The 13223-nt window shown below is 70.8% G+C and carries 7 protein-coding genes, 1 tRNA gene and 4 pseudogenes; 8 read left to right on the forward strand and 4 right to left on the reverse strand.

The window, feature by feature from the left end; translation table 11 throughout:
* The first annotated feature begins 21 nt into the window (after positions 1-21).
* The 4 genes and pseudogenes from ACWD6R_RS18640 to ACWD6R_RS18655 all read left to right on the forward strand — a co-directional run bounded on the left by ACWD6R_RS18640 (position 22) and on the right by ACWD6R_RS18655 (position 7552).
* Complete coding sequence (locus ACWD6R_RS18640) at positions 22-2460, forward strand: SpoIIE family protein phosphatase (protein WP_451819665.1); 2439 nt, start codon at positions 22-24, stop codon at positions 2458-2460.
* 661 nt (positions 2461-3121) lie between these two features.
* A pseudogene (locus tag ACWD6R_RS18645) lies at positions 3122-3524 on the forward strand (transposase); the annotation flags it as partial.
* Between the two features lie 196 nt (positions 3525-3720).
* Positions 3721-4209 (forward strand): hypothetical protein, encoded by a 489-nt coding sequence (locus ACWD6R_RS18650; protein WP_451819666.1) that lies wholly within the window; start codon positions 3721-3723, stop codon positions 4207-4209.
* A 25-nt stretch (positions 4210-4234) separates the two neighbouring features.
* Complete coding sequence (locus ACWD6R_RS18655) at positions 4235-7552, forward strand: CHAT domain-containing protein (protein WP_451819667.1); 3318 nt, start codon at positions 4235-4237, stop codon at positions 7550-7552.
* A 21-nt stretch (positions 7553-7573) separates the two neighbouring features.
* Here the strand turns inward: ACWD6R_RS18655 and ACWD6R_RS18660 are convergent, their stop codons facing one another.
* Both ACWD6R_RS18660 and ACWD6R_RS18665 read right to left on the reverse strand, forming a co-directional pair.
* Entirely contained in the window at positions 7574-9175 is a 1602-nt protein-coding gene (locus tag ACWD6R_RS18660) for a protein kinase domain-containing protein (RefSeq protein ID WP_451819668.1), read from the reverse strand.
* A gap of 420 nt (positions 9176-9595) precedes the next feature.
* Positions 9596-9697 (reverse strand): annotated as a pseudogene (locus ACWD6R_RS18665) (transposase); the annotation flags it as partial.
* Between the two features lie 371 nt (positions 9698-10068).
* Between ACWD6R_RS18665 and ACWD6R_RS18670 the strand changes: the two are divergent.
* Positions 10069-10350, forward strand: a complete 282-nt coding sequence (locus ACWD6R_RS18670) for a tyrosine-type recombinase/integrase (protein WP_451819669.1) — start codon at positions 10069-10071, stop codon at positions 10348-10350.
* Between the two features lie 137 nt (positions 10351-10487).
* Here ACWD6R_RS18670 and ACWD6R_RS18675 read toward each other — a convergent pair.
* Positions 10488-10561: transfer RNA gene (locus tag ACWD6R_RS18675), tRNA-Pro, on the reverse strand.
* Positions 10562-10688: 127 nt separating this feature from the next.
* Here ACWD6R_RS18675 and ACWD6R_RS18680 point away from each other — a divergent pair.
* From ACWD6R_RS18680 to ACWD6R_RS18690, 3 genes and pseudogenes are all read left to right on the forward strand, one after another.
* Complete coding sequence (locus tag ACWD6R_RS18680) at positions 10689-11390, forward strand: transketolase (RefSeq protein WP_451819670.1); 702 nt, start codon at positions 10689-10691, stop codon at positions 11388-11390.
* A 57-nt stretch (positions 11391-11447) separates the two neighbouring features.
* Positions 11448-12350 carry a transketolase family protein gene (locus ACWD6R_RS18685; RefSeq protein WP_451819671.1) on the forward strand — a complete coding sequence of 301 codons (903 nt, stop codon included), beginning with the start codon at positions 11448-11450 and terminating at the stop codon, positions 12348-12350.
* A 46-nt stretch (positions 12351-12396) separates the two neighbouring features.
* Positions 12397-12884 (forward strand): annotated as a pseudogene (locus ACWD6R_RS18690) (sugar phosphate isomerase/epimerase family protein); the annotation flags it as partial.
* Between the two features lie 60 nt (positions 12885-12944).
* Here ACWD6R_RS18690 and ACWD6R_RS18695 read toward each other — a convergent pair.
* Positions 12945-13148, reverse strand: a pseudogene (locus tag ACWD6R_RS18695) (epimerase); the annotation flags it as partial.
* Positions 13149-13223 lie beyond the last annotated feature (75 nt).

The following is a 13223-nucleotide window of genomic DNA, read 5'->3' on the forward strand; positions in this document are numbered from 1 at the left end:
GCCTGGGACGAGGTGGTGCCGGTGCGCGTAACCAAGGTTTCCGGGGGCCTCGACGCAGGGGCGGGAGACTCGCTGCCGGGGGCGTGCACGGCCATCGCATACGTGGCGGGCAACGGCGCGATCTCCCTGTGGAGCCCGCAGGCGGAAGCACTTCTTGGATACCCCGCGGAAGACGTCTGCGGAAAGCCGGCGGTGGATCTGCTGACCACCCGGGAGGACCGGGAAGCCGCGGTGGCTGCCCAGGTACGGCATACAGCCGGGCAGAGCTGGGACGGCGTACTGGGCATGAGGCACCGCGACGGGCACGAGGTGTCGGTAGCGGTACGCGTGCGGCCCCTGCTCAGCAGGGAGGGCCAGGCCGGCTGGTCCGTCAGGGCCGCCGACGCGCGAGAGGTGGAACGGGAGGAGGTCGATCACGCGATCCTGCAGGCGCTCTTCAGCCAGTCCCCGATCCCGGTGACCGTCACGGATACCGAGCTGCGGTACCTGTGGGTGAATGCCGCGGCGGAGCGCGCGCACGCCCTGCCCGCCGAGCGGCTCATCGGCCGGCGTATCGGCTATGCCTCACCGGACTCGACCTCGACGATCGACCGGGTCCTGAGGCGGGTGCGGGACACCGGCGAGCCGGTGGTCGACTTCAAGGTGCGCAGCCGCCTTGCGTCCGATCGGGACCGTGAGCACGTGTTCTCCGCCTCCTCCGCCCGGCTGACCGACCCGGCCGGCCGCGTCCTGGGGATGTGCCAGATGTACATCGACGTCACCGACGGCTATCAGGCCCAGCAGCGGCTGGCGCTGCTGACCGAGGCCGGCGTGCGCATCGGCACCACGCTGGACGTGATGCGCACGGCGCAGGAACTGGCTGACGCGGCCGTTCCCGGGCTCGCGGACTTCGTCGCCATCGACCTGCTGGAGGCGACGGTGCGGGGCGAGGAACCGGCCCCCGGGCCGGTGGCCGGGGAGGTGCATACCCGCCGATCAGGACTCCGTTCCATACGCGGGCACGCCCCGGAGGCCGTGTCCGTGGTGGGCGAGACGGTGGCGTTTCACCCGGGCACGCCACAGGTCCGGAGCCTGGCCACCGGGCAATCGGTACTGGTGCGGAATCTGGACGCGGACGAGTGGTTCGCCCACGACGCCCGGCGGGCCGAGAAAGTCCGCGAGTTCCATTTCCACTCGTACATGGCAGTGCCGCTGCGGGCCCGCGGCATCACGCTGGGTGTGGCCACCCTCGGCCGCCACCAGGATCCGCGCCCGTACGACGAAGGGGACCTGTCCCTCGCCGAGGACTTTTCGTCCCGCGCCGCGGTATGCATCGACAACGCCCGCCGCTACACCCGCGAGCACAACACCGCCCTGGCCCTGCAGCGCAGCCTGCTGCCGCACGATCTGCCCGATTTCCCCGCCGTCGAGACCGCCCACCGGTATCTGCCCGCTGCCACCCACGCCGGAGCGGGCGGGGACTGGTTCGACGTCCTGCCCCTGTCGGGAGCCCGCGTCGCCCTGGTCGTCGGAGACGTCACCGGCCACGGCCTGCACGCGGCGGCCATCATGGGACGGTTGCGCACCGCTGTCCATACACTGGCCGACCTCGACCTCCCTCCCGACGAGGTCCTCACCCAGCTCGACGACCTCGTCATCCGTCTCACCGAGGAGGATCCCGACTGCGAGGGCGCCACTTGTCTGTACTCCGTCTACGACCCCATCTCCCGCATCTGCACCTTCGCGCGCGCCGGTCATCCCCCACCCGTCCTGGTGCAGCCCGATGGTGCGGTGGAGGTCCTCGACGACATCCCGCCCAACCTGCCCCTGGGTCTGGGCGGTCTCCCCTTCGAAACCGCTGAACGCCGTCTCGCGGACAGCTCTGTCCTGGCGCTCTACACCGACGGCCTCATCGAAGCACCGGGCTGGGATATCGACGCCGGACTCGACCAGCTGTCCCGCACCATGGCCGGCCCCACCCGACCGCTCGAGCAGCTCTGCGATGCCGTAGTGGCCTCCCTGCTGTCGGAGCACCGATCCGATGACGCTGCCCTGCTCCTTGCCCGCACCCGCGTATTGGAAGCAGGCCGGGTCGTCTCCTGGGAACTGCCGGTCGACCCCGCGCAGGTCGCCCACGCCCGTACCCTCACCACCCGTCAGCTTGCCACCTGGGGCTTGGAACCACTCACCTTCACCACCGAACTGATGGTCAGTGAGCTGGTCACCAACGCCATCCGGCACGCGCGCGGCCCCATCGCCCTGCGTCTCATCCACGCCACAGCCCTCATCTGCGAAGTCTCCGACGGCAGCCTCAACGCCCCGCATCTGCGCCGCGCGCGCACCGGCGACGAGGACGGCCGCGGCCTGTTCCTCGTGGCCCAGCTCGCCTCCCGTTGGGGTGCCCGCTACAACCGCGACGGCAAGACCATATGGGCCGAGCAAGCTCTTTCTCCTGTCGGAGCACCGATTCCGGCGATGTGACGCTCAAGCAGAGGCCCCCGTAACGCGGACCGCGCATCGGATACATGCTGAGGGCCGGCTCGCCCGGCATGATCACGTACGGGATGCCCCGCCCGTCGAGGCGGACCGAGGGCCGACAAACTCCACGATGCCGATGGACTTGATCGCGCCTGGCGAGAAATTCTCGACCCAGGGCCGGGTGTCGGCAAGTGCCTCAGCCCTGTACGTCGGATCGCCCGAAACTGTGGCACGGAAGATCGCCGCCACGCTCCAGACACTGGGTGCGAGCCGTTTCGACCTGAAGTACGGGATGAACGGCCTGCCGCACGAGGCACTGATGACCACTGTCGAGCTCTTCGCACGCAGGTGGCGCCGCTGGTGCGCGACATGCCGGCGTCCTGAAGCATCACGTTCAGTGAGACCCCGCTGACGAGATATCAGAGTGTCGCCCGCACGCGTCCGCTCCGCGGGGACCAGCTGCTGGTAGCAGGCTGGCGGAGTCGGGGGGAACCGCCCGGCGTCGAAGTCCAGCGTCGAAAGCCCTGCGAAGGGGGAACTTGCAGGCCCCCGACGAGGCGTGGCGGCGGCTCTCCTGCGGCGACGGTGCCAAAGGACCGCGGCTTTACGACTGGGCTGCCGCCCGCCTGTCGGCGGTCTGGGAGTTCGACGGCGACGAGCCCACCGGCAACGCTGGATGCTCGCCCGCCGCAGCATCACCAAGCCCGACGATCTCGCCTACTTCCTCGCATCCGCCCCTTGGACGCCACCGTCGCCGATCTCGTGCGGATCGCCGGATGCCGCTGGAAGATCGAGGAATGCTTCCAGAGCGCGAAGAACGAATGCGGCCTGGACCAGTACGAAGTCCGCCGCTACGTCGGCCGGCACCGCCACATCACCCTCGCCATGCTCGCCCACGCGTTCCCGACCGTCACCGCCGCCCAGGAACGGCAAAAAGGAGGGAACCGACCATGACACGCCCGGCCTCGTGGACCTCGCGCTGGCCGAAATCCGCCGTCTACTGGCAACTACCCACCCGCGTCAACGTTGGCGAACGTCCCGAAGGAGAGCTGTTCTTGGCGCCGTAGTACCTCCGGGCACGAGGTGACTGGACCGCATCGCAGAGGGCGTTCGACCTGCGCGGGGGGAAGCTCCCGGCCGCGGCCGCCGAAGGAGCGAGCGTCCGCGTGATCATCCGCGTACCGAAGGGCACGCCACCACTTCCCCGTCCCCAGCTCCCGCGTTCCTGCCCGAACAGGCTTTGCAAGGGACAGAATTGCGGGCATGTTGAGTCAAGATGATCTGGAGCAGTCCATCCGCGCGCTCTCCGACGACGAGGCCATCCGTGCGCTGACGGCGCTGGCGGAGGAGCGCGGGCTGCTCCCCGCCGCGCACCGGTTTTCTCCGGAGGGCGGCAGGCTGAGGGCCGGGGTGGACGCCGTGGAGCTGGAGCGGTACTTAGATCCGGGGCAACCCGAGTTGTCAGGCGGGGAGTTGGCGCGCCGTGTACTGGAATACGCAGTGGCCCTGCGCGAGGACCTGGCGAATACGGTAGGCGAGGCGGTCGCGTACGCGCGGTCGCCCATGGACCGGCTCGACCCCGTCACGCTCCCTGTCGCCGCGCTCGCCATCACGCTGCTGCAGACCGAGGTGGTCGTGAAGCGGGACCCGCGCGGAAGGTGGAGCCTGACCATCCACAAGCGGGCCATGCGGGACTCCTCTCTCGGGCGGGTCCTGACGGCCCTGCTTTCGCAGATCACCAGCGGCAAGTAGCAGGCGGATCGGGAGGGGGTACGGGATGACGGTCTCGGCGAGGGTGCCGTACGCGTGGCGCTGCGAGGAATGTGCCCAGGAGCGCAGGGTTCCGGCCTGGCGGGTCATCGACGCGCGTGAGCGGGCCGACGTCCTGGCGGCCCCCGCTCCGGGCGTCTCCTGGGTGGACTGCCCCGTCTGCGGTACGAGGACGCACATCGAGGCGCCGCTGCTGGTCCTGTGCCCGGGTGGGGCGGCGCCCCTGCTGCTCGCGGTCCCGGTCGCGGAGCTCCGGCACGATCCGCCGCGGTCCGCGGCATCCCTGCTGGAGGAGGCCGGGCGGGCCGGGGCCTTCCTCGGCGGTGCCTTCGCCGGGCGGGTGATCCCGCTGCCGCGCAGGTTGCTCCCGTTCGTCCTGGCCCGCGATCTCGAACGGGACCTGGAGGACCCCGAGGCGGCATGTCGGCAGTTGCAGCCGGAGGGGGCGCCGACGGTCGCGAACTACAGGATCTTCCTCCAGTACCTCGGGGAGGAACGGGGTGACACCCGGGTGGGGGAGCTCCTGGCCGCGATGCTGGGCAGTTTGCCGGACGACCTCGCGGGTCTCGTCCGCTCGCACCCGGAACTGACGGACGGCACCAGGGTGCGCGATGCGGGGCGCGAGGAGCTCCGCGCGGCTGAGGGCACGCCGCTCGAAGCGGTGATGCGTATCCGTCAGCAGCTCCTGGACGAACTGTGCGACGGCCGGACGCCTCCGGCGGCGGCGATCCGCCGCTACTTCGAAGCCTGGGTCCACTTCGACGGCGGTCTGCGGTCACGGCTGCGCGCGATGTACCTCGAGGCCCGGAACACCGACGGGCCGGAGGGCATCCCGCTCGCCCGTGAGGCTCTGGCGCTCGCCGCCGGACTGGGTGAGGAGGAGATGGAGACCGAGCTCGCCGCACTGCTCGGCAGGCACCTGGTGCACGCGGTGCAGGGTGGGCTCGATGCCGATCCGTCCGAGGCGGTCCAGGTCCTCGAACGGGCGCTGCGCCGGCTGCCCGAGGGCAGTCTGCAGTGGGTGGAGGTGGCGAACAACCTCGCCAGTGCGCACCACCTGCGTGATGACGGCGACCGGCTGGAGACCTGGGAGGTGGCACGCGACCTGCTGGCGCGCGCGACCGTACTGGACCGCCGTGAGCATCCTGAGTTCTGGGCACGGGTCCAGACCAATTACGGGCTGCTCCTGTCGGAACGGCCGGGCGGCGGCCCCGAGGACCTCACCCTGGGCATCGAGCACATCAGGGCCGGGCTGGAGAAGCGCGCCCCCGAGCGTGACCGGGTCGCCTGGGCCTACTCGATGGTCAACCTCGGCCTGCTGCTGTACCGCCGCGCCGGGGCGGAGGACCTGCGGCAGGCGGAGCGGTGCTATCGGGAGGCCCTGCGGTACCTCGGCGCCGGTGACGACGCGGCGCTGTGGTCCCGGATCCAGTGCAATCTGGCCGACCTGCTGCTGTCCCGGGACCCGGTCGACGCGCACGGCGCCAGAGAAGCGGCGACCGCGGCGCTCGGCCTGTCCGCCGCGCGCCCCGGCCTTCTCGACACCGGCCGCATCAGCTGGCTGCTGGCCCGGGCCAGTGATCACCTCGACGGCCTGGACGGCGCCGAGAGCGAGCGGCTGCGCCGGGAGGCCCTGTCGGCCGCACCGCCCGCGGTGTCGCCGTCCCTGCACCTCGGCATCGCCCGGGAATTGCTCCACGCCTACGCCTCGGCGGAACGCTGGAGCGAGGCGGCCGATGTCGCGTCGGACATGGTGACTGCCGTGAACGCGCTCTACGACGCCCAGGTCACCGGAGCCGGACGCCGGAGCGTGCTCGCCCAGGTGACCACGATCGCCCGCTGGGCCGCCTTCCTGCTGGCCAGGGCGGGGCGCCCGGAGCGCGCGGTCGAGGCCATCGAAAGCGGACTGGCCTGCGAGCTCTCGGTGGTGGCCGGGCGGGGAGCGGCGGACCTGGAAGCCCTTGAGCAGACCGATCCGGCCACGGCCCGCCGCTACCGGCTGGCGCGGGCCCGGTACCGCTCCACGGTCGGCGCAGCGACCCAGGCGGCGACTGGCGGTCCCGCTTCCACGGCGCGTGAGGAGGCCGAAGCCGAACGCGGTGTGCGCACGGCGATCGAGGAGATCCGCGCGATCCCGAGCTTCGAACGCTTCCTGCGCACCAGCGAGCTGGAGGACATCGTCCGGGCGGCAGGCGGTAGCCCGCTGGCCTACCTGGTGAACGCGCCCTGGGGCAGCTGTGTCCTCGCGCTACCCCGTACACCGGGCGCGCGGCCCGCCGTACGGGCCGTTCACGTTCCCGAGGTGAGCAGCGAGTCCGTCACCCGCCTCCTGATCATGGATCCGGCCGACAGCGCCCTGGGGCTGCTCCTGGCACAGGAGGGCGGGGCGCTCCGGCGTAGGCGTCAGCTCCCGCAAGCCTTGGACCGGCTCGCCGCCCTCGCACCGCTCCTACGGCCGGTCGCGCGGCTCCTCGCAGACGACCCGGGGCACGAGGCTGTCGTCGTCCCGACCGGTCTGCTGGGCGTGGTGCCCCTGCACGCCGTGCCGCTCGGGGTGGAAGGCGTACTCGACGACCTCGGTACCCTGGTCGTCTCCCCGTCCGCCGCGGTGTACGCGGCGTGCCGCTCCGCGGCCGCACGGCCGCCGCAGAGTGTGCCCCGCCTGGTGGCCGTGGCCGACCCCGACGGTTCGCTTCCCGGCAGCGGCGCCGAACTCGCCGAAATTCGCGCACTGTTCGAAGAGAGCCGTTGCGCGGTGGGTTCCGAAGCCACCGTGGGCTGGGTGCTCGGCCATCTCGCCGAGGCCTCGTACCTGCACCTCAGCTGCCACGGCAGCGGCGGATTCGACGGCGTGGGCGGCTCCCTCGCCCTGGCCGACGGCCGCCTGGACATGGACACCCTGGTCCACCGGCAACTGCCCGCCTGCAGACTGGCCGTGGCCAGCGCATGCCAGTCGGGCCACTACGCGATGGCGGAGGCTCCGGACGAGTTCCGCGGGCTTCCGGCCGGCTTCCTCCAGACCGGGGTGGCCTGCGCGGTGGCCGGGCTGTGGCAGGTGGACGACATGGTAACCGCGTTGCTGATGACACGCTTCTACGAACTGATCTCTCCCGCACACGGTGCCGACGGCGTTCCCCCGGTGTCGGCACTGCGCCAGGCACGCGGGTGGTTGCGCCGTCTCACCTGGGAGGAGCTCGCGCGGTACACCGCCGCCCGTCCGCATCTGGCGGCCCTGACCGAGCGGTACACCGCTCGGCCGACGACCGACGAGTGCCCTTTCGCCTCGCCGGTCCACTGGGCCGCGTTCACCGCATGGGGGGTCTGAGTGCTCCGCGCCGGGCCCCTGTCAGTTCCTCTGCGTCGGCCCGTTCGAGTCGAGTGTGTACTGGGCGACGGGGCCGAAGGGTGATTGCGGGGTGTTGACCTGCATCATCGTGTATCGCCCGCCCACGAGGCCCGTGAGGGTCACAGTGGCCGGGTAGTGGACTTCTCTGCCGCTCGCGCAGCTGGGCTGGCAGACGACCGCCGACTCCTGCCCGCTGGCTTGGGCGGTGGACTGCCCCCAGCCTGACCAGGTCAGGCCCTTGAGCCCGCCGTTCCCGTCTCCGCAGTGGAGCAGGAGTGATTCGGGCTCGGCCAGGTACTCCCCGAAGCAGTTTACGATCGCGGCGGGCCGCGTGCTCTGCCGTGTGGCGGCCGTCGTCGGCGGCTGCGCGGAGGGTTCCGTGACGGGGGAGGGCTCGGCAGGCGGGGTCGGTTCGGCGGTTGTCTGCCGGGGTGCCTCGGTGGTGGGGTCAGCGGTCGGGGGGGCGGGCGTCGAGGCGGTCGATTCCTCGGCCGACTGCGGGGACGCCGTGACGGTGGCTCTGGGGTCGGCGATGGTGTCGGTTCCGCTGCCGTAGCCGGACACGAGGGCGATGACGGTGGCGGCGATCACGATGCCGATGGCGATGCCCGCGCCGACGGCGCGCCCGCGCCAGGCCGGTGCGGGCGGGGACACCGGCTTCGTCGGAATGCCCGCGTGCGACGGGGGCTTGTCGACGACCTCCGCGGCGGACTCCGGGATGGCCGGCCGTCTGCGCAACTCGTCCCGGAGCCGCTCGATTTCCGCCTGCTGCTCGGCGATCAGCTCGTGTACCTCCAGCGGCCAGGGGCGCGCCGAGGGCGTGAGCCGGCCGATGGCTTCCAGCAGTTGGGCCGCGCTCGGCCGGGCAGCGGGGTCCTTGGCCAGGCAGCCGGCCGCGATCGGGCGGATCTTCTCCGGGAGCCCGCTGAGATCGGGCTCGGTGTGTACGACGTTGTATAAGGTCTGCGGCAGGGAGGGTCCGACGAACGGGCACTCGCCGGTGCACGCCATGACCAGCACCGTCCCGAGGGAGAAGATGTCGCTGGCCGGTTCCAGCGGCTCACCCCGGGCCTGCTCCGGGGACATGAACCCGGGTGAGCCGACCAGCCAGCCCGCGGTTGTCAGCTCGCTGCCGTCCTCGCTGTCGGCCGCCCGGGCGATGCCGAAATCGATCACTCGGGGCCCGTCGTCGGCGAGAAGTACGTTGGACGGTTTCAGATCCCGGTGCACCAGGCCGGCCCGGTGGATGGTGGTCAGGGCCGAGGCCAGTCCCACGGTCATCCGCAGAGCCGATTCCTCGGGCAGTGCGCCGACGGCCGCCACGGCTTGCTGCAGCGAGGGGCCGGGGACGAACACAGACGTCAGCCACGGTTCGGGGGCGTCCGCATCCGCGTCGATGATCGCGGACGTGTACTCTCCGGAGACCTTGCGGGAGGCTTCCACCTCTCGGCGGAACCGTGCTCGGAATCCGTCGTCCTCGACGAACTGCGTCCGTACCTGCTTCAGCGCGACCAACTGCCCGTCCGGGGCACTGCTCAGCAGGACACGGCCCATGCCGCCCCGGCCGAGTTCCGCGATCGTCCGATACCTTCCGACTGTCACCGGGTCGGTGTCCGCTAATCGTTTCACTCTGTCCCCCGCATCAGAAGAACCGTCAGGACCGAGTCTCGGCGCCCCACGCAGCCCAACGCAAGACACCGGGGCTCCCGCACGCCGCGCGCGCATCACTCGGCGAGATCGCTCTGGCCGCCTCGCACAGCGACAGTTTCCTCGGCACCCGCTGCAAACGCCTGGTCAAACGGTGCGATCGCCCCAAGGCCCTGGTCGCAGTCGCCCGCTCAATCCTCGTCATCGTCTGGCATCTGGCCAACAACCCGGGCACCGTCAAAAATGCCCTCGGCGCCGCCTACCACCAGCACCTCATCGCGCCGGCCCGCCACACCCGCGACCTGGTCCGCCAACTCAAGGCCCTCAGCCATGACGTGGGTGAGGCGGTGGGCTGCGTGGTGCGACCGGGTGGGCGCCGGCTGTGGAGTCGTGGACGCTGGCGGCGGTGACAAGGACGGTCAGGAGAAGGCCGAGGGTGTCGGTGGCGATGTGCCGTTTCCGGCCGATGGCCTTCTCCCACCGTACGAACGGACAAAGCGTCAGCCACGGGCGCCGTGCCGGCGGAGGCCCGCCTCTGTCCACAACGGCAGGAAGAGTTCGTCGAGCGTACACGTGCACGACCAGACCGGACCGGCATCACGTACAGATACTCTGCCTGACCAGCCGCGACGGGTTTCCGAACGGCACAGGGTCTGGACCGTGCGCCGTCAGACCACCACCGCGCCCGGCGGGCTGCTCGACAAGGGCACCAAGGGCAAGCGCGCCCGCAGGATCCCCTTGATCGAGGAGGTCCGCGGGCTGGTCGCCGAGCGACTTCTGGCTGCCGGGCCCGACCCGGACGCGCGCTTGTTCACCGGGCCCCGACGCGGACGCATATCAACTGCCGTATGTGCGATGCCACCCACTGGGACGAGGTGGTCACCCGCCTTGGCTACGAGCACCTGCGGCGGCACGACTTGCGGCACACCGGCCTGACCTGGATGGCCGACGCGGCAGTTCCGCTGCACGTACTCCGGAAGATCGCCGGGCACGGCTCGCTACTCACCACCCAGCGGTACCTCCACCCGGACCTACGCTCGCTCATCGAGGCGGGCAACTCCCTGAGCGCCCATCCAACCGGCAGGCGGTCCCCGTCAGAGCCCCTGCTGCGGGCGGTCAACTCGCTGTAGGAATGCCTCTCGGAGGAGCCGGTCCCCAGATGGTCCCCAAGAGTGATCTTGAAGACCAAATCAACGGATCATGCCTTCAATGAGAAAAGGCCCGCTGATCTGGGCTTTCACCCCAACCAACGGACCTCATCTGTCCGTCGGGACGACAGGATTTGAACCTGCGACCCCTTGACCCCCAGTCAAGTGCGCTACCAAGCTGCGCCACGTCCCGATGCTCGCCTGACCTGGGCTTTCCCCCTGGCCGAACGCGCATGAGAACAGTACCGCACTTGAGCGGGTGCTCACGAACCCCTTTCCATGGTTGACCTCAACCATGCTTGAGGTTGAATGCTGGACGCATGACGATCAAGACAGCCGCTCCGGCGCACACATACCGTGACCTGAACCGCCTGATGAGCCTGATGACCGGCGACGAGAAGCACGGGCCCGCCGCCACCTCCACCCTCGACGCCCTCTGGGTTCTGTACGACCAGGTGCTGCGCGTCACCCCCGACACCGTCGACGCCCCGGACCGGGACCGGTTCCTGCTCTCCAAGGGGCACGGACCGATGGCGTACTACGCCGTCCTCGCCGCGCACGGCTTCCTCGACGAGGAGTTGCTGCCCGGATTCGGGGGGTACGACTCACCGCTTGGGCATCATCCGGACCGCATGCTCGTCCCCGGCGCCGAGATCGGCAGCGGTTCACTGGGACACGGATTGCCGCTGGCTGTCGGCAGTGCGCTCGGGCTCCGGGCGCAGGGGCTGACCCGCCCCCGGGTCTGGGTGCTGATCGGGGACGCCGAGCTGGACGAGGGCAGCAACCACGAGGCGATCGCCTACGCCGGTCCGGCCGGCCTCGAGCAACTGCACACCCTGGTGATCGACAACGCCTCCGCCACCTTCGGGTGGCCCGGCGGCATCGCATCCCGGTTCGAGGCGGCCGGCTGGTCGGCCGCGACCGTGGACGGGCGCGACCACGAGGCGCTGTACGCGGCATACACGGCACCGCATCCCGGGCAGCCGCGGGCCGTGGTCGCCCGCGTCTCCCCCAAGAACTGACCGCCGCACCACCGCTCACCAACGATTCAGCGATTCAGAACGAGGGAGAACCGACCCATGGACACCATGCGTGACCGATTCATCACCACCGCGTCGCGGCTGCTGGACGACGACCCCAGGCTGGCCGTGGTGCTGGCCGAGATCAGCCGGGACGGCTTCGACCGCGCCGAGCGCGCCCATCCGGACCGGGTGATCAATGTCGGTATCCGGGAGCAGCTGCTGGTCGGCGCGGGGGCCGGACTGGCACTGACCGGGATGCGACCGATCATGCATACGTTCGCCCCGTTCCTGGTGGAGCGGCCTTTCGAGCAGGTGAAGCTCGACTTCGGGCATCAGGGCGTGTCCGGGGTGCTGGTCAGCGCCGGAGGTTCGTACGACTGGCCTGCCGGCGGCGTCACCCACATGGCGCCCGGCGATGTCGCGCTGATGGACACCCTCGACGGCTGGACGGTGCAGGTGCCGGGCCACCCCGACGAGGCGGAGGCCCTGCTGCGGCAGGCTGCCGCCGGGGAGGACAAGGTCTACCTGCGGCTCTCGCTCCAACAGAACGAGCGGGCCCGGGCGGTCGGCGTCGGTGGCGGGTTCACGCCGGTGCGGGAGGGGAGTAACGGGGCGGTGATCGCCGTCGGCCCCATGCTCGACAACGTCCTGGCAGCGACGGACGGCCTGGATGTGACGGTGCTGTACGCGACAACCGTGCGCCCCTTCGACGCGGCGGGACTCCGGCGCGCGGTCGGGGGCCGGGAGACGGCGGACGTGGTGATCGTCGAGCCGTACCTGGCGGGCACGTCGACGGGCGCCGCCAACGATGCGCTCGTCGATCTGCCGCACCGGGTGCTGGGGCTCGGGGTGGGGAAGGCGGAGCTTCGCCGGTACGGACAGATGGACGAACACCTCGCCGCACATGGCCTCGATCCGCACGGGCTGCGGGAGCGGATCACCGGCTTCCTGGGCGGCTGACCGAGGCGGGGGCGGCAGCCGCATCCGCCGCCGGTGCCCTTCCGGAATCGTCGTACCCAGTCTGCCCGGATCGCTGCACAGTCCGGCCGGATACCGGGAGGCGGCCCGGGAGTTCAACAAGGCGGGCCTGGCCGCCCGCGAGTCCGGACTGAAGCTGCTCTACCACAATCACGGCACGGACCATCAGGTGGTGGACGGGGTCAGCCTGTACGACATCCTGCTCGCCGGGACCGATCCGGAACTCGTCGGCTTCGAACTGGACCTGTACTGGGCGGCCAACGGTGGCGCCGCGGCGCCGGGCGAGCTGTTCGTACGCCATCCCCGGCGCTTCCCGGCGCTGCATGTGAAGGACATGGCGCCGAACGGGGACTTCGCCGATGTCGGGTCGGGGGTACTGGACTTCCGGGCGATGTTCGACACGGCGCGGCGGGGCGGGGCGGGGTGAAGCAGTAGCTGGTGGAACACGACTCACCGGCTGATCCGTTCGCCTCGGCGCTCGCCGGCTATACGTATCTGTCGCGGCTGCGGTACTGAGCGGACCGGCGCGCGCAGCGGCCCCGGAGAGCGTTCCGCCTCCCCGGGGCCGCTGTGTGCTCAGTGGGCGGCAAGCAGCTGCCCGTACCGGGCGAGGGTCGCGTCCACGGTGGCCGGGAGCGGGTTCGGGGTGAGGCCGTAGGCCTTCTCGATGGCTGAGGAGTCGACGATCTGCGCCTCGGTGTGCTGGTAGAACATCTCGGCGTACTCCGCCATGAAGGCCTCGTCGAAGGGGCCGACCGGTCGCGGCTCGTCGACGACGGTGAAGACCGAGATGCCGGCGGGCGCATTCGCGCTGGTGTGACGCCGGGGGCCGCACCGGGCGCCTTGCCGTGCGGG

The organism is Streptomyces sp. NPDC005151 (genome assembly GCF_053599875.1).